The organism is Pseudarthrobacter sp. S6 (assembly GCF_050156575.1).
In the GTDB taxonomy this organism is placed as follows: Bacteria; Actinomycetota; Actinomycetes; order Actinomycetales; family Micrococcaceae; genus Arthrobacter.
On record NZ_CP189581.1, the window covers coordinates 2,763,478 to 2,782,458 of the forward strand.

General features: G+C 65.6%; 17 protein-coding genes. 3 read left to right on the top strand and 14 right to left on the bottom strand.

Translation table 11 applies throughout. The features are described from left to right. Nucleotides 1-54: 54 nt before the first annotated feature. The 6 genes from smc to coaD all read right to left on the bottom strand — a co-directional run bounded on the left by smc (nt 55) and on the right by coaD (nt 6,893). On the bottom strand, nt 55-3,645 hold the full coding sequence (gene smc / locus ACQCS0_RS13230) for a chromosome segregation protein SMC (protein ID WP_426938522.1): 3,591 nt from the start codon (nt 3,643-3,645) through the stop codon (nt 55-57). A 140-nt stretch (nt 3,646-3,785) separates the two neighbouring features. After that, nucleotides 3,786-4,733, bottom strand: coding sequence for a bifunctional DNA-formamidopyrimidine glycosylase/DNA-(apurinic or apyrimidinic site) lyase (gene mutM, locus ACQCS0_RS13235; RefSeq protein WP_354153703.1), 948 nt, complete (start codon nt 4,731-4,733; stop codon nt 3,786-3,788). A gap of 8 nt (nt 4,734-4,741) precedes the next feature. Then, nucleotides 4,742-5,482, bottom strand: coding sequence for a ribonuclease III (rnc, locus tag ACQCS0_RS13240; protein ID WP_426939562.1), 741 nt, complete (start codon nt 5,480-5,482; stop codon nt 4,742-4,744). Between the two features lie 21 nt (nt 5,483-5,503). Beyond that, nucleotides 5,504-5,707 carry a 50S ribosomal protein L32 gene (gene rpmF / locus ACQCS0_RS13245; RefSeq protein WP_009356569.1) on the bottom strand — a complete coding sequence of 68 codons (204 nt, stop codon included), beginning with the start codon at nt 5,705-5,707 and terminating at the stop codon, nt 5,504-5,506. Between the two features lie 36 nt (nt 5,708-5,743). Continuing rightward, nucleotides 5,744-6,268, bottom strand: coding sequence for a YceD family protein (locus ACQCS0_RS13250; RefSeq protein ID WP_185260838.1), 525 nt, complete (start codon nt 6,266-6,268; stop codon nt 5,744-5,746). 124 nt (nt 6,269-6,392) lie between these two features. Next, nucleotides 6,393-6,893, bottom strand: a complete 501-nt coding sequence (gene coaD / locus ACQCS0_RS13255; protein ID WP_185260839.1) for a pantetheine-phosphate adenylyltransferase — start codon at nt 6,891-6,893, stop codon at nt 6,393-6,395. Nucleotides 6,894-6,936: 43 nt separating this feature from the next. On the opposite strand from coaD, the gene ACQCS0_RS13260 reads away from it, so the two are divergent. Both ACQCS0_RS13260 and ACQCS0_RS13265 read left to right on the top strand, forming a co-directional pair. Further along, nucleotides 6,937-8,166, top strand: coding sequence for an aminotransferase class I/II-fold pyridoxal phosphate-dependent enzyme (locus tag ACQCS0_RS13260; RefSeq protein WP_426938523.1), 1,230 nt, complete (start codon nt 6,937-6,939; stop codon nt 8,164-8,166). Next, nucleotides 8,166-8,954 carry a spermidine synthase gene (locus tag ACQCS0_RS13265; protein ID WP_426938524.1) on the top strand — a complete coding sequence of 263 codons (789 nt, stop codon included), beginning with the start codon at nt 8,166-8,168 and terminating at the stop codon, nt 8,952-8,954. The genes ACQCS0_RS13260 and ACQCS0_RS13265 overlap by 1 nt, the downstream gene beginning before the upstream one ends. A gap of 3 nt (nt 8,955-8,957) precedes the next feature. Here the strand turns inward: ACQCS0_RS13265 and rsmD are convergent, their stop codons facing one another. The 4 genes from rsmD to thiL are packed head-to-tail and all read right to left on the bottom strand — an operon-like array spanning nt 8,958 to nt 13,894. Beyond that, complete coding sequence (rsmD, locus tag ACQCS0_RS13270; protein ID WP_426938525.1) at nt 8,958-9,539, bottom strand: 16S rRNA (guanine(966)-N(2))-methyltransferase RsmD; 582 nt, start codon at nt 9,537-9,539, stop codon at nt 8,958-8,960. Between the two features lie 9 nt (nt 9,540-9,548). Beyond that, nucleotides 9,549-11,831 (bottom strand): ATP-dependent DNA helicase RecG, encoded by a 2,283-nt coding sequence (locus ACQCS0_RS13275; protein ID WP_354153697.1) that lies wholly within the window; start codon nt 11,829-11,831, stop codon nt 9,549-9,551. Next, nucleotides 11,821-12,831 carry a DAK2 domain-containing protein gene (locus ACQCS0_RS13280; protein ID WP_354153696.1) on the bottom strand — a complete coding sequence of 337 codons (1,011 nt, stop codon included), beginning with the start codon at nt 12,829-12,831 and terminating at the stop codon, nt 11,821-11,823. Before ACQCS0_RS13280 ends, ACQCS0_RS13275 begins: the two co-directional genes overlap by 11 nt. 22 nt (nt 12,832-12,853) lie before the next feature. Next, the gene (gene thiL, locus ACQCS0_RS13285; protein ID WP_354153695.1) at nt 12,854-13,894 is read right to left on the bottom strand and encodes a thiamine-phosphate kinase; all 1,041 of its coding nucleotides are present in this window, start codon (nt 13,892-13,894) and stop codon (nt 12,854-12,856) included. Between the two features lie 122 nt (nt 13,895-14,016). Between thiL and ACQCS0_RS13290 the strand changes: the two genes are divergently transcribed. Next, nucleotides 14,017-14,520, top strand: a complete 504-nt coding sequence (locus ACQCS0_RS13290) for a DUF3515 domain-containing protein (RefSeq protein ID WP_354153694.1) — start codon at nt 14,017-14,019, stop codon at nt 14,518-14,520. A gap of 73 nt (nt 14,521-14,593) precedes the next feature. Here ACQCS0_RS13290 and ACQCS0_RS13295 read toward each other — a convergent pair whose 3' ends face one another. The 4 genes from ACQCS0_RS13295 to murA are packed head-to-tail and all read right to left on the bottom strand — an operon-like array spanning nt 14,594 to nt 18,897. Further along, on the bottom strand, nt 14,594-15,742 hold the full coding sequence (locus tag ACQCS0_RS13295; RefSeq protein ID WP_354153693.1) for a D-alanine--D-alanine ligase family protein: 1,149 nt from the start codon (nt 15,740-15,742) through the stop codon (nt 14,594-14,596). A gap of 2 nt (nt 15,743-15,744) precedes the next feature. Further along, entirely contained in the window at nt 15,745-16,794 is a 1,050-nt protein-coding gene (locus ACQCS0_RS13300) for an NAD(P)H-dependent glycerol-3-phosphate dehydrogenase (RefSeq protein ID WP_354153692.1), read from the bottom strand. Further along, the gene (locus tag ACQCS0_RS13305; protein ID WP_354153691.1) at nt 16,794-17,561 is read right to left on the bottom strand and encodes a lysophospholipid acyltransferase family protein; all 768 of its coding nucleotides are present in this window, start codon (nt 17,559-17,561) and stop codon (nt 16,794-16,796) included. The genes ACQCS0_RS13300 and ACQCS0_RS13305 overlap by 1 nt, the downstream gene beginning before the upstream one ends. A gap of 10 nt (nt 17,562-17,571) precedes the next feature. Continuing rightward, nucleotides 17,572-18,897, bottom strand: a complete 1,326-nt coding sequence (gene murA / locus ACQCS0_RS13310; protein ID WP_354153690.1) for a UDP-N-acetylglucosamine 1-carboxyvinyltransferase — start codon at nt 18,895-18,897, stop codon at nt 17,572-17,574. Nucleotides 18,898-18,981: the final 84 nt, after the last annotated feature.

Here is an 18,981-nt window from a genome sequence, read left to right on the forward strand (position 1 = left end):
TCCCCTAGCTTCTCACAAACGTGGCAGGGGATCGGGTGGCCACCTGCGCGGACTCTATACGTCGGCGCCCAGCCGCTGGCTGATGACGGTGGACACGCCGTCGCCGCGCATGGTGACGCCGTACAGGGCATCAGCCACTTCCATGGTCCGTTTCTGGTGCGTGATCACGATCAGCTGGCTGGACTCCCGCAGCTCTTCGAAGATGGTGATGAGCCGGCCGAGGTTGGTGTCATCAAGGGCCGCTTCAACCTCGTCCATAACATAGAACGGCGAGGGGCGGGCTTTGAAGATAGCAACCAAAAGGGCGACGGCGGTGAGGGACCGTTCTCCTCCAGACAACAGTGAGAGGCGCTTGATTTTCTTGCCGGCAGGTCGCGCTTCGACCTCGATTCCGGTGGTGAGCATGTCCGAAGGATCCGTCAGCACCAACCGGCCTTCGCCGCCGGGAAAGAGGCGTTCAAAGACGTGGACGAACTGGTCCCGGGTGTCCTCAAAGGCCTCGGTAAAGACACGCTGGACCCGGTCATCCACTTCCTTGATGATGTCCAGCAGGTCCTTGCGGCTGGATTTCAGGTCCTCCAGCTGGGTGCTGAGGAACTGGTGCCGTTCCTCCAGGGCGGCGAACTCCTCGAGCGCCAGCGGGTTGACCTTGCCCAGGGCTGACAGGTCCCTTTCGGCTTTCCGGAGGCGCTTCTCCTGCTCCTCGCGGACAAAGGGCTTGCCGTCGGGGACCGGTGTGCCGTCGTCGTCCACCGGGGTCCGCAGGGCCGCCCATTTGTCGCCACTTTCCGCTGCGGGGACGGGCACGGGAACGTCCGGGCCGAAGTCCGCCACCAGGACGTCCGGCGTGATCCCGAGTTCTTCGATGGAACGTGTTTCCAGGGCTCCAATCCGCGCCCGCTGCTGGGCGCGGGCCAGTTCGTCCCGGTGAACCGAGTCAGTTAGTTCCGCCAGCTCGCGGGCCAGGATGTCATTGGTTGTCCGGGTCTCCAGCAGCGCACGGTCCCCTTCTTCCCGGTTCTCTTCGGCGAGGTCGCGTTCATGCCGGGCCAGCGCCACAGACACGTCGATGAACCGGAGTGCCAGCTCCACCGCAGCGGAGACAGCAGCCGCCCGTTGGGCCTGGATCCGACGGCGGCGCGCCCGTTCGGCGGCCTCTTCGCGTGCCCGGCGTTCAGTGGCCGCTGCCCGTTCCAGCGACAGAGCCCGGTTGCTCGTGGCGGTCAACTGCTCTTCCGTGCTGCGCAGCGAAAGCCTCGCGTCCATCTCCGCAGACCTGGCCAACGACGCCGCCAAAGCGAGGGCATCACGTTGTTCGGTGGAGGGTTCCTTTTCAGCCGGCGCCTCCTGCGCCGCAGCAAGGCGCGCGGTAACGGCGGCGAGCGCCTGCTCCTCTGTCACAACATTCGCCTCCGCCCTGGCCAGCGAAGTGGCCAGCCTGTCGCTTTCACCGACGGCGCTGCGCAGGATGGAGTTCAGGTGGCCGAGCCTTTCGGCCACGGCCGCGAGCCGGGCGTCGGAATCGTGCAGGCGGTCCAGGGCAGCCTCCGCTCTCGTCCGGGCCTCGGCGCGCCGGGCCTCGGCGCCGGCCAGGGCGAATCGGTTCCGTTCCAGATCCGCGGTGACAACGGCCAGCCGGGCCTCGGCGTCGTCCACGGCGGCCTGCACCTCGAGCAGGGACGGCGCATTTGCCGAGCCTCCGGTCACCGTCAGGGCGGTGAACACATCCCCGGCCCGGGTCACGGCTGTCAGGTCCGGCCGTTCGGCAACGAGCAGCCCCGCACCATCCAGGTCTTCAACAACTGCCACCCCGGTCAGGAGCGCGGCCACCGTAAGGGCGGCCCCGCCCTCGGCGGATGCCAAGTCCACAGCCCAGCGTGCGCCTGCCGGCAGGAGCTCGCCCGTGCCGGAAGTTGCGTCCCGCACGGGCACAGCAGACGCCAGCAGCAGGGAAGCACGCCCCGCATCGTCGTCTTTAAGAAGTTGAACCACGACGGCGGCCACGTCAGGATCCAGGACCACGATCGCTTCGGAGGCCCCGCCCAGCGCCGCGGCAATCGCAGCCTCATAACCCGGTTGAATAGTCAGGCTCGAGGCAAGCGCCCCCGCAACGCCATCCAGCCCGGAGTTGAGGGCGTGCGCCGCGCCGTCTTTTCGGTTGAGGCCAAGCTGCAGTGCGTCCCTGCGGGCCAAGAGGGCGTCACGTTCGCGGACAGCTTCCCGCCCCACGGACGTAAGCTCGGCAATCTCCTGGACGACGGCGTCGAGCTCTGCGCTGGCGTCCTCGTAGTCGGCGTCGAGGCTTTCCTCCCCCTCCTCCGCCCCCGCCACCTGGGTTTCCAAGGCGGTGAACTCGGACTGGGCCCGGTAGCGGCGTTCCTGTCCGGCGGCGAGTGACTCCCGTAGACGGCCCAGCTCGGCCTGCGCGGATTCAACCCGCGATCGTGCGGCACCAACCTGTCCGGCAAGCTTCGCAAGGCCCTCGCGGCGGTCCGCTGCGGCCCGGAGGACGGCAGTCAGCCTTTTCTCCTCGGCAGACGCCTCGAGTTCGGCCGCGTTCTTCGCCGCCGTCGCCGAGTCCAGCGCGCTGCGCCGGTCAAGGATGTGGCGCTCCAGCTCCATCAACTCATCCCGGACCCGGACGGCTTGCCGTTCCAGCTGCTCAGGATCCCTGCCCGAGTACGGTTCGGCATCAACGGCACCCAGCAGGCGGCCGCGTTCCTGGGCCAGTGAGCCCAGGGAACGAAGCCGTTCCCTGGAAGCGGAGAGCCGGTACCACGTATCCCGGGCGGCGTTGAGCTTTGGTGTTGCCTCGGCTGCGAGCTGTTCCACGGCTGCCTGTTGCCGGCGGCCCGCCTCCAGCTGCTGCTCCACCACCGCGCGGCGGGCCTTCAGCGCCGTTTCGTCGGCCACGTCCTGCTCAAGTGAACTCTGTTCCTGGACGAGGTCGTCGGCCAACAGCCGCGCGCGTGCGTCGCGGACGTCGAACTGGACCCGTTGGGCGCGGCGTGCCACATCGGCCTGCTTGCCGAGTGGCGTGAGCTGGCGCCTGATCTCCCCGGTCAGATCGCTCAGCCGCTGCAGGTTCGCCTGCATGGCTTCAAGCTTGCGGACCGTTTTTTCCTTGCGGCGGCGGTGCTTGAGGATCCCGGCCGCCTCCTCGATGAAGCCGCGGCGGTCCTCCGGCGTGGCGTGCAGGACCTTGTCCAGCTGGCCCTGGCCCACAATGACATGCATTTCCCGCCCCATACCGGAATCCGAGAGCAGCTCCTGGATGTCGAGGAGGCGGCAGCTGGCACCGTTAACGGCGTATTCTGAGCCGCCGGTGCGGAAGAGAGTCCGCGAGATGGTGACTTCGCTGTATTCGATGGGCAGGGCACCGTCGGTGTTGTCGATGGTCAGGGAGACGTGGGCCCGGCCAAGCGGCGGGCGCCCGGAGGTCCCCGCAAAAATGACATCCTCCATTTTGCCGCCGCGGAGCGTTTTAGCTCCCTGCTCCCCCATCACCCAGGAGAGGGCGTCCACCACGTTGGACTTGCCGGAGCCGTTCGGCCCCACGACTGCCGTGATGCCAGGCTCAAAATCGAAGGTTGTGGCCGATGCAAACGACTTGAACCCACGGACGGTAAGGCTTTTGAGGTGCAAGGTGTTTCTGGTCTCCTGAGTGGCTGAAGCGGCTGCTTTGCTGCCCCAAATCTACTGTGTTATAGCGGAAAGCCGCGGATTTCCGGGCGTCTGTCCCTGCACCGGACAGCGCCCGATCATGCCCGGCAGGGCGCGGCGCGCTACCAGCGTCCGTTGCGCGGGCGCGGCTGACAGACCGGGCAGGAGTATGAGGACCGATTCATGAACTGCTCGCGGCGGATCGTGGAGTTCATTCCGACGGCGGCACAACGGCTGCAGGGTTTGCCTTCCCGCCCGTAGGCGTTCAGGGAGCGGTCGAAATAACCAGAGGCGCCGTTGACGTTGACGTACAACGCATCGAAACTGGTGCCCCCTGCCGCCAGAGCGTCCAGCATGACCTCGCGGGAGCTGGTGATAAGCCGTTCCGCGTCGCCGCGGCGCAGCGTGTCGGTGGGCCTGGCGTAGTGCAGCTTTGCCCGCCACAGGGCCTCATCGGCATAGATGTTGCCGATTCCTGAGACGAGTCCCTGGTCCAACAACGCGCGTTTAAGGCCCGTCCTGCGCTTGCGCAGCCTGCCGTAAAAAAGGTCAAAGGAAAACGCCGGGTCCAGCGGGTCCCGGGCGATGTGGGAAGCTTCCTCAGCGATCAGCGCAACGGGAGATTCGGACTGGCCGCCAGGGCCGCCGTCGTCCGTGGGAATCATGCCGGTGACGAACAGCCCGCCGAAAATCCGCTGGTCAACAAACCTGAGTTGTTCAGGCATTCCGGCCACGGGGCTCAGCCGCAGCCTGACCTTGAGGTGTTTCTCGTCCGGCACTTCGCCGTCCTGCATCAGGAGCTGGCCGCTCATCCCGAGGTGGGCCATCAGGGCAACAGGCGGTGCGCCAGCGGACTCCGCAGCCGCGCTCAGCGGCATCCACAGGAATTTTCCGCGGCGCACAATGTCCACAACCTTGGTGCCCTGGAGGTTGCCCCTGAAGTCTTCAGGGCCCATTGCATGCCGGCGGAGGGAGCGCGGGTCCAGCACGTCTACCCCTGTGATGGTTCGGCCGCGGACCCAGCTCACCAGTCCGCGGCGGACCACTTCAACTTCAGGCAGTTCGGGCACGGCTCAGCCTAGACGCTGCGGGAAGACTCTGGTGATGCGCCCTCCGCTGCAGGGGCAGCGGCGGCTCCGGGAGTTCCGGAGAGCTGACGCCAGGCGTCCGCGGCAGCTTCCTGTTCCGCTTCCTTCTTCGAGTGGCCTGATCCGTTGCCGTACGGTTTGCCACCAATATTCAGGACCGCTGTAAAGGTCCGGGCGTGGTCCGGCCCCGCCCCCTCAACGGCGTAGTAGATAGTGCCCATCTGCCTGCTGGCTGACAGTTCCTGGATGCTGGTTTTCCAGTCGGTGCCGGCGCCGAGGGCGGCAGCATCCTTCAGGAGCGGGCCAATCAGGCGCATAACCAGCTGACGGGCAGTCTCGATGTCGTTGGACACGTAGGTGGCACCAATGAGTGCTTCCATGGTGTCCGCCAGGATGGAAGCCTTGTTCTTGCCCGCGGTGAGCTTTTCGCCCTGCCCCAGGTAGATGTAATCCCCGATGCCGAGGCTTCGGCCGATGCCGGCGAGGGCGCGCGTGCTGACCACCGCAGAGCGGCGTTTGGCAAGGTCGCCCTCTGGCAGGGTGGGATTGTCCCGGTACAGGGCATCGGTCACGGAGAAGCCCAGGATGGAGTCGCCCAGGAATTCGAGCCGCTCGTTAGTGGGGATGCCGCCGTTTTCGTAGGCGTAGGAACGGTGTGTGAGAGCAAGACGAAGCGTCCCGGCGTCAATGGAGACACCGAGACGCTTCAGAAGCTCTTCAGTTGAAGACATCATGTCAGCCCAAGCGGCCGATTAGACGTCTGCGACCTTGCGGCCCTTGTACTCAAGGAACAACGCAGTGCCAGCCGAGTCGGTAACGACCTTCGCCTGGTGCGGCAGGCTGTAAGTAACCTGGCCGTTCTCTACGGTCTTCACCAGGTGGGGGGCAGTTGCCTTCCACTGGGAGCGGCGGGCGCGGGTATTCGAGCGAGACATTTTCCGCTTCGGGACAGCCACGGCTAACTCATTTCTCTCTAGAAAAACACTTACAAATCAGTTTTGCCGGTCAGGCTTAGCCAAGTCAGCTAGGGCAGCCCAGCGAGGATCTACGACCTCGTGGTGGTGCCCCGGCTCGTCTTCCAGGCGTACTCCGCATTCGGAGCAAAGGCCCTGGCAGTCTTCCCGGCACACCGGCTGGAACGGCAGCATGGTTACAACTGCGTCCCGCAACACCGGCTCAAGATCGATTAGATCGTACTCGATTCGATATTGCTCTTCTTCGTCTTCTCCGTCGGAGAACTGAGCGCCCTCGTAGAAGAAAAGTTCTTGCACATTGACCTCAAGGTCATACGCAAGGGGATCCAGGCATCGGCCGCACTCGCCTTTTACTTCGGCGACCGCGGTTCCTGATACCAGAATTCCTTCGTGTACGGCCTCAAGCCTCAGATCCAGCTCGATGTCCGAGCCTTCCTGAACGCCAATGAGTGCCACACCAAGGTCACTTGGTGCGGGTACATGTTCTTTCAGTGTCCGCATGCTTCCCGGGCTGCGCCCGATGTCCTTGACGTCGAACGCCAAGGGCGAACTAGCATCTCGTTTAATGAGAACTCCTGTTGAACATATGACCGACGTACCATCCTAGCCTGAAGAACCGCAGGGACTCAAACCAGGCGACGGACGGCCGTCGAAGTACCGGACTAGCCTACCCTCTTGGCGGCTGATCGGAGGCAGACCCGCCCGCGAGCAACCTTTTATGTACCGACCGGGGCACATAGTCGGACACGCTGCCACCCAGACCGGCCACTTCTTTGATCAGGGTGGATGACAAATGCAGGTAGTGCGCCTCGGCCGGCAGGAACACCGTTTCGACGCCGCTGAGCTGGCGGTTCATCGTGGCCATCGGAAGTTCGTAGTCGAAGTCTGAGGACGAGCGGAGACCTTTGACGATCGCGGAGACCCCTCGCTGGCGGCAGTACTCGGCCAAAAGACCGTCGCCCACCGGTTCCACCACAATGCCTTTGAGTGACGCCAGGGTTTCGCGCGCCATATCCAGGCGGTCCCCCAGACTGAACATGTACTTCTTCGCATAATTGGTCGACACCGCCACGATCACCTCATCGAAGAGGCCCGCGGCACGGGCGATGACCTCGAGATGGCCGTTGTGAATGGGGTCAAAGGATCCGGGGCAGACAGCGCGTCTCATCCACCGAACCTACCGCATGGGACGGCCGGGATACCATGACTGGATGCATCCACCACGGGACCTTTCCATGTCCACAGTGCCTGCCCCGTGGCAGCGCACCGCCTCAGGCGCCAACCTGTTGGGACCCGCCGGCCAACTGGGCGTCACCATCTTCGAGGAGATGACCACGCTGGCGGGGCAGACCGGCGCCATCAACCTCGGGCAGGGTTTTCCTGACGAGGACGGACCGCTGGAAATCAAGGCGGCCGCGGTGGCCGCCATCGAAGCCGGAGCCAACCAGTACGCACCCGGTAAGGGCATCCTGGAACTGCGTGAGGCCGTGGCCGCACACCAGGAGCGTTTCTACGGGCTGACCCCGGACCCGTTGACCGAGGTCATCATCAGCACCGGCGCCACCGAAGGGATCGCCGCAACGTTGCTGGCGTTCGTCGGCCCCGGTGATGAGGTGCTGACGTTTGAACCCTTTTATGACGCGTATGGCGCCGTAATCGGCCTGTCCGGCGCCACCCACGTCACGGCCCCGCTGCTGGCTCCGGACTTTTACCCGGACATGACGGCGCTGGAAGCGGCCTTCACCGACCGCACCAGGGTGGTGCTGTTGAATAATCCGCACAACCCCACCGGTACCGTCTTCCCCCGGCATGTCCTGCAGCGCGTCGTCGAGCTTGCCACAAAGCATGACTGCCTCATCGTCACCGACGAGGTGTACGAGCACCTCACCTTCGGGGTCAGGCACATTCCCGTCGCCTCGCTGCCGGGTGCCGCTGAGCGGACCATCACCATCTCGTCCGCCGGAAAGACCTTCTCCTTCACCGGCTGGAAGATCGGCTGGCTGACCGGCCCGGAACACCTGGTGGCGGCTGTCCGCACGGTCAAGCAGTTCCTGACCTACAGCTCCGGTACACCGTTCCAGTCGGCCATTGCGACCGGCCTCGCGCTGCCGGACGAGTTTTACCGGGGCGTTTCGGCAAGTCTCCAGAAGAAGCGGGACATCCTCAGCGAGGGCCTCCGCGCCGCAGGATTCGACGTTTACACGCCGCAGGGAACGTATTTCGTCACCGTGGACATATCACCCCTTGGCATCAGCGACTCCGTGGATTTGGCACGAAGGCTACCCGGACTGGTGGGAGTGGCCGCCATCCCCGTCCCCGTCTTCTGTCACCCGGAGGGCGCGGAACGGACACGGAGCCTGCTCAGGTTCGCGTTCTGCAAGAAAGTTGAGCTCCTCGAGGAGGCCGCCGCCAGGCTGGCAACCCTCAGCGGAAAGCTCTGATGGCGGAGCCGGGCGGCACACGATCCACGCGGTTCCTGCGGACCACTGGACAGCACGCCTCCATCGAGCCCGATGCCTTCACCGACGGCGGCTACGTGCTGAGCATCGGCGGGGCCGAGCAGTCCCACGTTAATCTGGCGCATCCTGAGGAGATCTTCTACGAGTACCTGCGACGGATCGGCCACATGGTGGACCTCGCCGCTCCCGAAGGCCGGCCAATCACCGCGCTCCATCTTGGTGCCGGAGCCCTGACCCTTGCGCGCTACATCCAGGCGACGAGGCCTGGATCCGTCCAGTATGCGGTGGAGCTGGAACGCGAGCTCCTCGACTTTGTCCTGCAGCACCTCCCCCTTCCTGACGGAACCGACCTGCATTCCGTGATCGGCGATGCCCGCGACGCCCTGGCGGAGCTGGACCCTGAACTTCACTTCGACGTCGTGATCCTGGACATTTTCTCTGGTCCGGAAGCCCCGGCCCACATCGCCTGCCAAGAGTTCTACCAGGAGGTCCGGGCACGCCTCGCAACGGAAGGCTTGCTGATCGTGAACGTGGGCGACGAACCCGGGCTGACCCTGGTGCGGAGTCAGGCTGCCGCCATGCGCAGCGCCATGGCGGACGTTGCCGCCTTCGCCGAAACCGGGATGTTCGCGGGCCGCTACCCCGGCAACATCATCCTCGCCGGAACGCAGACTCCGTGGCCCGAAGCCTGGACAGCCGAATTGACGGAACGAGGCCCGCACCCCGCGAAGGTTCTCGCCGGCGTGGACCTGGATGGGCTCGCCGGCTGAATCTCAGTCCTCCGGAAGCACCGAAGGCTCGGCAAACCAGAGCCGCGTTTCGCCGTACTTCTTCTCCGCGAACTGTTCCAGGCCGGCCGGCCAGAACGGCTCCGGTGAACGCGTGGACCGCTCCACCACCACCACGGCAGCAGGGGCCAGGTGATGCGCTAATTTGCCCAGCACCGCCGACAGGGCCGGATCATCCAGCGGATACGGCGGGTCCAGGAACACCAGGTCCCAGCTGGACGGCTCCGCCGCGCGCTCCAGGAAGGACTCCACCTTGGACCGGTGGACCGTCACGGCCTTGCGGCCCAGTACACCGTTGATCAGGTCCGCGTTGCGCTGGCACACGGAACTGGCCTTGGCATCGAATTCCACCAGGTCAACGGTGTCAGCGCCCCTGCTGCCGCTCTCCACGCCCAACGAGCCGGACCCTGCGTACAGGTCCAGGACCCGGGCACCGGCAATGATCCCAAAGGCGTCGAGCCGGGAGAACAGCGCCTCCTTAACGCGGTCGGTGGTGGGCCTGGTGAGGGAGCCGGGGACGCTGACCAGAGGTGTCCCGCCTGCGGCGCCCGCGATGATGCGGCTCATGGCCGCCTCCTATCCGCGCTCAAGGAACGCCTCCTTCTCGGGGTTCAAGTATTCGTCGATGGCCTCCGCCAGCCGCGGATGCCGCGCCAGGGCAGGATCTGCGCCCACAATTTCCTGGGCGTCCTGGCGCGCCTGCGCAATGATGTCCTCGTGCTCCAGCACGCGCAGCAGTTTCAGTGTGGAGCGGCCGCCGGACTGCGAAGCGCCCAGGATGTCGCCCTCGCGGCGCAGCTTCAAGTCCTCCTGCGACAACTCGAAGCCGTCGGTGGTTGCCGCGACGGCGTCCAGCCGGCGGCGGCTCGGGTGCCCGCGTTCCAGGGTGGTGACCAGCAGGCACGTCCCGGGAAGCCCGCCGCGGCCCACCCTGCCGCGCAGCTGGTGCAGCTGGGAAATGCCGAAGCGGTCGGCGTCGAGGATCACCATCAGCGTTGCGTTATGGACGTCGACGCCGACTTCGATAACGGTGGTGGAGACCAGGAGCTTGGTCCGGTTGGCGGTGAAGTCGGCCATCGCGGCGGTCTTCACTGCGGCGTCCAAACGGCCGTGCATCGGCCCAAGGGGCACACCGGCCAGGGCCGGCTCCTGCTGGAGATGTTCGACGACGGCAGTCACCGACGCGAGCTCGCGCGCAGCGCCGTCCCCTGCCACGTCAGCCACGGAAGGTTCCGCTTCCCCGGGAGTGAAATCGCCGTCGTCGTCCGTTCCGATCCTGGGGCACACCACATATACCTGGTGCCCGGCGTCGATTTCCTCACGGGATCGGGACCAGATGCGGTCGGCCCAGCCGGGATTCTCGGCCAGGCCCACCACATGCGTGGAAATCGGCGCCCGGCCGGCGGGGAGTTCGTCCAGGACGGAGGTTTCGAGGTCGCCGAAGACCGTCATGGCCACGGTTCGTGGAATGGGCGTGGCCGTCATGACCAGCAGATGCGGCGGCTTGTTCGCCTTTGACCGCAGGACGTCCCGCTGCTCCACGCCGAACCGGTGCTGTTCGTCCACCACGATCAGGCCAAGGTCGTAGAACGCGACGTTGTCGCTGAGCAGCGCATGCGTGCCGATCACGATCCCTGCCGCGCCGGATGCGGCGTCCAGCATGGCCCGTTTCCGGGCGGCGGTCGGCATGGAGCCGGTGAGGAGAGTGACCTGCACGGCCCCTTCGGCCAGGCTGCCCAGCAGCCCGTCAGGGGACAGCATGGGGTCGCGGGACAGGGAGCCCAGGGTCCGCCGGATGGAATCGAAGTGCTGGGCGGCGAGGACCTCCGTTGGCGCCAGAAGCGCAGCCTGCCCGCCGGCATCCACCACCTGCAGCATGGCCCGCAGCGCGACGATGGTCTTGCCCGAGCCGACCTCGCCCTGCAGCAGCCGGTTCATGGGGCTGTCCTGCGCCAGTTCTGCCGCAAGCTTTTTTCCGACGGCGTCCTGCCCGGCGGTGAGGGTGAAGGGAAGCTGCTTGTCGAACGCCGTCAGGAGCCCGTTGGTGGCCGGGCGCCGCGCCGTGGCTTCTTCGGCCGCAAGCTGGGCCCGGCGTCGTGCCAATGCCGCCTGCAGGACCAGGGCCTCCTGGTAGCGCAATCGCTCCTGGGCCTTCTTCCAGTCTGCGTGCGATTCCGGCTTGTGGATGAGTCGGTAGGCCTCAGCCACAGGCAGGAAATCCTCCCGCGCGGCGACCGCCTCCGGCAGCGGATCCGGCAGGGCGTCCAGATCCACTGTTTCCAACAGCGTGGAAATGACTTTCTGAATCGACCAGCTGGTGAGTTTTGCGGTGGCCGGATACACCGGGATGGGCATGGCGGCGAGCTTTTCGGGGTCTGTGGCCGGCATGTCCGGGTCCTCGTCCAGGAGGTGGAAGTCCGGGTTGGTCAGCCCCAGTGAGGGGCCGTACCTGGTCACCTTGCCGGAGAACATCACGCGGCGGCCGGGCAGGAGCTGGGCTTGGGCCCGGTAGCCGCTGAAGAAGGTGATCTTGAGCGTGCCGTGCCCGCTGCCGGGGCCCACGGCGGCAAGGCGCGGACGTCCGTGGGAGGCGGCGTCGTCAGTAATCACGACGTCGGTGATGGAACCGCGGCGGGTATGCATCTTGCGCGTGCTGTTGGAGAGCACCCGCGCAATGAGCGTGACCTCCTCGTCCACGGGAAGCTCGCTGATGGGTGTCAGTTCGCCGCGGTTCAGGTAGCGGCGGGGGAAGTAATTCAGCAGGCCGCCCACTGTGGCGATGCCCAGGTGCTTCTCAATAGCCTGCGCTGACCGCTTTCCGATCAGGCGTTCCAGGCCAAGGCCGAGTTCAGCGCTCATGCCCACTGGAGTTCACCGGAGCTGGTTCGGGATCCCGGGCCATGGCGAGTTCGCTGACCGAAATGTCACTGGGTTCACCAAGGGATCGGATCAGGGCGACCGCGGGTGCGGAGTCCGGGACGTGGACGTGGACCCGCCACCGGTAGCTGCCCTCAGCATCGGCCAGGCTGTCCACCTGGCTCATGATGACGGACTCGCCGATTTCGTCGAGCCGCTGGCGCAGGGTGGCCGCGCTGAGAGGCGAAAGGCTGATGGTGCACATGACCTCAACGCCGTCGTCAACCGGCATGTCAGCATGGATGTGGGGGTCCTGCACGTCATAGCCGTGGAGCCCGTCGAGGAGTTCGCCCTGCAGCCCTTCGCCCAGGACGGCTGAACGGAGGCAGTCAAGGATGAGCAGCATGCCAACGCCCCCGGCATCGACCACATGGGCGGCTTCAAGGGCGGCCAGCTGGCTCTCGGTGCTGACGACGGCTTCTAATGCACCGTTGACGGCAGCGTCGAGGGCTTTGCCCAGGGCTTGATTGCTGTCGTCGCCGTTGTGCCCGGCGTCCACCGCCGCGGCGGCCCGGGCGGCGGCTTCCATGACCGAGAGCATGGTGCCTGGGACGGGATCGCTCAACGCGGACCAGGCCCGGATCTGGGCACGGTTCAATGCGGCGGCCAGGAGGGTGGACGTCAGGCGGGTGTGACCGGCCAGGGGCTCAGCCGCGGCGCAGAGGAAGACCGCGAAGAGGGTTCCGGAGTTACCGCGGGCCTGCTCCATCGCGGCCCGGCCGGCGCGCGCCAGCACTGCCCCGACATCCGACTGGCCAGCATCAGCAGGGACTGCCTCGTCCTGCCCTGCAGGGTCTCTGTGCAGGGCACGGGCGGCTGCCCGCACGGTGAGGTAAAGGTTTGTGCCGGTGTCACCATCCGCCACGGGGAAGATGTTGATGGCATTCAGGCGGTCGCTGTGGTTGGCCACGGCGGTTTCAGCGTTGTCCAACCACCGCTTCATCGCTAGCGCGTTGGCCGCAACCTTAGTCTGCAAAGTGATCCCATCCCCCGGTGCCAGCGGCGTGACCCGCAATTGTGACGCCCGGTGGTGTGGAGCTTTCCGGGGCATGTACTGAGCCTATCGCAGTGAATCCGGCAGGCAGCTGAACGCCGGCAGGGAACGTGGCCAGCAGCCCGTGGTCCTCTCCCCCGCCAAGTACCCAGGCCATGGGGTCAGCGTGGAGAAGGTCCGACGCCGGACGCAGGGCTTCTGCGAGAGGTTTCAGTGCTGCGGGGTCAAGGTCCAGGGCGACGCCGCTGGCGGCGGCGAGGCGGCCGCCGTCGCGCACCAGTCCGTCAGAGATGTCCAGCATGGCGGTTGCACCGGCGGCCATGGCCAGCGGCCCGGCCGTCAGTGGCGGCCGCGGTCTGCACTGGAGTTCCACGAGCATCCGCTGCGCCGGTGGCAGTGACTGCACCGCGTTCTCCGATTCCAGGAGCGCCAGACCGGCTGCGGCCCGGCCCACGGTCCCGGCCAAGGCCACGACGTCCCCGGCCCGGGCCCCTGACCGCAGCACGGCCTTGCCGCCAGCCAAAGAACCCAGCACGGCGACCGTCACAGAGATTTCCCTGCCGCGGCCCAGATCACCCCCGGCCACCGAGCAGTCGGTGGCCCCGAGTTCCCTGATACCCGCGGTCAGGCCGTCCGCCAGGTCCGCCACCCAGCTGACAGGAGTTGCGGGCGGCAACGTCAGGCTCACCACGAGCGACGTGGCCACGGCGCCCATGGCGTTGATGTCGCTCAGGTTCTGGGCCGCCGCCTTCCAGCCGACGTCGAAGCCTGTGGTCCGGTAGCCGTTGTTCCACTCGAGGCGGAAATCCTGGTCCTGGGTCTGGGTGTCGATGCTGATTACCGTCCTGCCGTCCGGAGCGGCGACAATGGCGGCATCGTCTCCAGGGCCGAGCAGGGTTGCCGAACCGTGATTTCCACCCATTTCCAGCCGCGGGAAGATCCGGGCCAGCAATTCGGTTTCGGACAGCGCGGCGACAGTCAGCGTTTCTTCAGTCAACGGGATTTCAGGCACGCCCCTACGCTACAGCGCGGCACCGACATTGTTGATCGGCCAGTCGCTGGCCAGTTGCTCTAGAGGGCCGCACGGTCCATTGGGCGTCCCGCAGCACACGGCAGCGACGATAGGCTGGATGGATGCGCAATCCCCGTTTTCCCCTGCCTATCCGCGTGTCCGGAATCCTGCTGACTGCGTCCGTCGCAGGAGCTCTTCTGTCCGCCTGCGCCCCGACCGTGGATGTCACCGCCGCCGGCGATGCGGCGAACCCGGCCTGCGCACCGATGATGGTTGCCCTTCCGGACGCCATCGGCGATGCTGCCCTGCGGAAAACCAACAGCCAGGCCACTGCGGCGTGGGGGGACCCGTCCCAGGTGATCCTGCGCTGCGGCGTTAATGTTCCGGGCCCGACGACAGACCGGTGCGTGAGTGTCAACGGCATCGACTGGGTCATCAAGGAAGGCGATCCAGTGTGGACGCTGACTACCTTCGGCCGCGAACCCGCCACGGAAATCCTGATGGATCCGGAGAAGATCAGCTCCGCGACCGTCCTGGCGGATCTTTCCGCGTCAGTCGGAAAGGTCCCGGCCAGCCGGAACTGCGTGGGCCAGGCAGATCTGCAGAACCTGCCCACCACCCGGTAGAAGGGCAGGTGGTGGGCCCACGCCGGTAGGGTTCCCTGGCCGAAGCGGAGCGAGGTTAGGGTACCGGTGGGGACTACCGAAGACCGGTCTTCCGGTTTAAGGCCAGGTAAATCAGCTCATCAATCAGGGCCGCATAGTCCAGGCCTGACGCTGCCCACATCTGCGGGTACATGCTCTTGGGCGTAAACCCGGGCATGGTGTTGATCTCGTTGATGATCAGGTCACCGTCGGGCGTATAGAAGAAGTCCACGCGGCTCAGGCCCTCGGCCCCCACCGCGTCAAAGGCGGCCGCCGCGAGTTCCCGGACGCGCACGATGGCTTCCTCGGGAATGTCGGCGGGGCAGCTCAGCGAGGCGGCGTCGTCTTCAACATACTTGGCGTTGAAATCGTAAAATTCGTGCGTTCCGGCGGCGACGGAAATTTCACCCGGCATGGACGTCCGGGGGGAATCGGTCCCGCGTCCTTCCAGGACGGCACATTCAATTTCCCGCCCTACGATGCCGGCCTCGATGACCAGCTTGAGGTCGTGGCGTCGGGCTTCCTCGACGGCGGCGTCGAGTTCCTCAAGCGAGTCCACTTTGGAGATTCCCATGGACGAACCCGCCCGCGCCGGCTTGACGAACACCGGGAAGCCGAGCTGGTCCACCTTTTTGCGGACGGCCTCCGCGTCCTTGACCCACTGCCGGTCCGTGACGGCAATGTAGGGCCCCACGTGCAGCCCGGCGGCCTCGAACACAACCTTCATGTAGTGCTTGTCCATGCCTACAGCCGACGCCAGCACGCCGGCGCCGACGTAGCGGGTGTCGGACAGTTCCAGGAGCCCCTGGATGGTGCCGTCCTCGCCAAAGGGACCATGGAGAAGGGGAAACACAACGTCCACCGTGCCGAGTTCCTGCGCGACCTGGTTCGGCGAGGCGACGATCAGCTGGTGCTCGCCGCCGATCTCGGCCAGTGTCACGGTTTGTGCTGACGGAGCTACCTCCGGCAGCGACGACGCGGATAGCGACCACTGGGTGGTATCCCCCGAGGCCAGCACCCACTGCCCCGATTTGGCGATGCCGATGGGGATGACTTCGTACTTGTCTTTGCTGATGGCGCCCAGCACGCCGGCGGCGGTCACGCAGCTCACGGCATGCTCGCTGGACCGGCCACCAAAAAGCACCGCGACGCGGGGTTTGGCCCGGGGGGCTGAGTCCGCTGCGGTCAGGTTATCGTCGGACATCGTCAGTAATCGCCTTCGGGTTTCAGGTCCCGGGCCAGCAGCAGCGGCCCCAGTTGGTCAACGGACAGTTTGCCGGCCAGGACGGCTACGACGGCGGCAGTAATGGGCATTTCAACACCCAGCTTCCCGGCAAGTTCGTGGACAGCCTGGCCGGACTTTATACCTTCGGCTGTTTGGGTCATCTGCTGGGCCAGTTGCTCGAGGGTGAGTCCCTGGCCCAGCATCCGGCCAGCCGTATGGTTTCGTGACAGCGGCGAGGAACACGTTGCCACCAAGTCCCCCAGACCGGCCAGCCCTGCCATGGTCCGGGCGTCGCCACCAAGGGCAAGCGCGAGCCTTGACGTTTCGGCCAAGCCCCGCGTGATCACGGAGGCCTTGGTATTGTCCCCCATCTGTTTACCTTCACAGATGCCCACGGCCAACGCGATGACGTTCTTGACGACTCCGCCGATTTCCACGCCGACCACGTCCGCTGTGGTGTATGGACGGAAGTATGGCGCTGTGCAGCTCCTCGCGATCCAGCCTGCGGCGGCCGCATCGGTACAGGCCACCACTGAGGCCGTGGGTTCCTCACGGGCGATCTCCATGGCCAGGTTGGGGCCGGAAACCACTGCGATGCGTTCCGCGGGAATCCCCAGTTCATCGCTGATGACCTCGCTCATCCGAGCGTCGGTGCCGAGCTCCAGGCCCTTCATCAGTGACACCACCATGGCGTCAGAAGCAATCAGCGGCTTCCATTCACGTAGCTGGAGGCGCAGTGACTGGGCCGGAACAGCGAGGACCACCAGGTCCGCGCCCGCCAGCACGGCACGGACGTCCGTGGACGCTGAGATGCAGGGCGGCAGTTCGGTGTCCTTCAGGTACTGGACGTTGCGGTGCGTGCTGTTTATTTGCTCCACCACTTCGCTGCGCCGGCCCCAGATTCGGATGCTACGTTCTTCCCCCGCTACGCCGGCCGCGTCGGCGAGAATCTTGGCGAATGTGGTACCCCAGGAACCGGCGCCCAGGACAGCGACAGACCGGGCGGAACCCTGACGGCTTCCGTCAGCCATCAGGTGGCATCCGCAGCGTCGTCAGGATTTTCCCGCACAACGAAGCGACCGTGCGTGGCTTGATTGTGCTTGGAAGGGTCCCAGCGTTCAGCGGGCGGCTCCTCCCCGCGGATGTCGGCCAGCAAACCGGTCACGGCATCCATGATCTTCTCGGTAGCCGCGGTCAGCGTTGCCTTGTCCAGTGGCCGGCCCATGAACTGGCTGAGGTCAACGGGCTTGCCCACCATCACCCTGGACGTCCTGCGCGGGAAAAGGTGGAACCGCTTCGCATAACGCGGGAACACCTCATGGGCCCCCCAGTGAGCGATCGGAACCACAGGAATGCCGCCTTCCAAGGCAAGACGGGCAGCGCCGGTGTGGCCCTTCATCGGCCACATGGCGGGATCGCGCGTGAGCGTACCTTCGGGGTAAATGATGATGGCACCGCCGTCCGCCACAATCTCCTGGGCAAGCTGCAGCGAGCGGTTCGCTCCCGCCGTCGAGCGTTCCACCGGGATTTGCCGGGTGGCACGCAGGACCGCGCCCAGCACCGGAACCTTGAACAGTCCGGCCTTGGCCAGGAAGTGCGGGGCGCGCTTCTGGTTGTAGAGAATATGCCCCACGATCAGCGGATCGATTTCCGTGCAGTGGTTGGGCGCAGCAATAAATCCGCCGGCGGGGAGGTTCTCGAGGCCTTCCCACTTCTTGTTCATCATTGCGTTCAGCACCGGTCGCACTATAGCTGCGACCACAACGAATGTGGCCTGGCTCTTGGCCGTTTCCTTCACGTACCCACCGCTACTTTGTCGAGCTGATGTCGAAGTCGGCGCCGAGGCCGGACAGCTTTTCGGTGAAACGCTCGTAGCCGCGGTTGATGATATCGATCCCGGTCACCCGCGACGTGCCGGAAGCGGCCAGCGCCGCGATCAGGTGGCTGAAGCCGCCCCGCAGGTCCGGTACGTCGATGTCGGTGCCCTTAAGCTGGGTGGGGCCGGAGATGACGGCGGAGTGGAGGAAGTTGCGCTGGCCGAAGCGGCACGGCACGCTCCCCAGGCACTCGCGGTGAACCTGGATGCTGGCGCCCATCCGGATAAGCGCATCGGTGAAGCCAAACCTGTTTTCGTAGACGGTTTCATGGACGATTGATACGCCTTCGGCCTGGGTCAGCGCCACCACGAGCGGCTGCTGCCAGTCGGTCATAAAGCCGGGGTGCACGTCGGTTTCCAGAACCAGCGGGTTGAGCTTGCCGCCCCGGTGGTAGAAGCGGATGCCGTCCTCGCCGATGTCCATGCCGCCGCCCACCTTCCGGTAGGTGTTCAGGAACGTCATCATGTCCCGCTGTGAGGCGCCTTCAACGAAAATGTCACCGCGGGTCACCAGCGCCGCGGAGGCCCACGACGCCGATTCGTTGCGGTCCGAAAGGGCGCGGTGGTTATAGCCGCCCAGGTCACGGACGCCTTCAATGCGGATGGTCCGGTCTGTCTGGACGCTGATGATGGCGCCCATCTTCTGCAGCACGGCAATGAGGTCGATGATCTCAGGCTCGGTGGCGGCGCCGGAAAGCTCGGTGATCCCTTCGGCGCGGGTGGCGCTGAGCAGCACCTGTTCCGTGGCGCCGACCGAGGGATACGGCAGATTGATCTTGGCGCCGTGCAGGCCCTTGGGCGCGGAGATATGGATGCCGCCCGGGCGCTTCTCCACCACGGCGCCGAACTGGCGGAGCACGTTGAGGTGGTAGTCGATGGGCCGGTCACCGATCTTGCAGCCGCCAAGGTCCGGAATGAAAGCCTCACCGATCGCATGGATCAGGGGTCCGCAGAGCAGGATGGGGATCCGTGAATCACCGGCGTGGGCATCGATCGCAGTGCTCGGGGCGGTTTTTGCCGCCTTCGGATCCAGGGTGAGGTCGCCGCTGACGGGATCCTTGACCACTGTGACTCCGTGCAACTGCAGGAGCGAGGTGACAACCTCCACATCCTTGATCTCCGGAACGTTCCGCAACACCGACGGCTCGTTGCCCAGCAATGCTGCCACCATTGCCTTCGGAACAAGGTTTTTGGCCCCCCGGACGCTGACGCGGCCTGTAAGCGGGACTCCGCCGCGGATTGTCAGAACACTACTCATATACCGGTTTCCTTACGATTACTCGCCCCAAAATCCATGCAAAGGCTCCAGCTAAGCATAGGAGGTTGCGTTACCGAACCGAAA